Below are 397 nucleotides of genomic sequence, written 5' to 3'. Positions count from 1 at the left end.
CAGATCAAGTCTGAACTACTACAATTCAATAGATAACGCAGCCATGCCTAATTTTTTCCACAGTCTTTGGGCCCACCCCAGAAAATTCTTGGAGCTCTTCGAACGCTCTAAATTTGCTTTTTGCTCGCTTCTTAATTATCTCTTTTGCCAACCCCTCAGAGATCCCTGGTACGGCCTTAAGGTCAATTAACTCAGCAGTGTTTAGGTTGACCCTTCCCTCTTCTTTTGCTTTCTTCTCTAATGCATCTCCCGACAACTCTAGAATATCGCCCAGTGTCAAGTATGTGTAGAGTACGGCTCTTACTGCTTCAGAGTACCCCACATCCGAGTGCACCCCCTTTGATGCCTTGTCATTTAAGCGCTGAATGAACGACCCCAAGTAGTTTATATGTGCCTT

The 397-nt window shown here is 44.8% G+C and carries 1 protein-coding gene; it reads right to left on the bottom strand.

Translation table 11 applies throughout. The features are described from left to right. Window positions 1-25 precede the first annotated feature (25 nt). A partial coding sequence (locus tag B3187_RS09730) for a ComEA family DNA-binding protein (RefSeq protein WP_286806083.1) occupies window positions 26-397 on the bottom strand: 372 nt, incomplete at its 5' end.

Source organism: Marinimicrobium sp. UBA4209 (assembly GCF_002381585.1).
GTDB classification, from domain to species: Bacteria; Pseudomonadota; Gammaproteobacteria; order Pseudomonadales; family Cellvibrionaceae; genus Marinimicrobium; species Marinimicrobium koreense.
The sequence above is the reverse complement of the archived record's forward strand: the minus strand, read 5'-3'. Positions and strand labels throughout refer to the sequence as shown.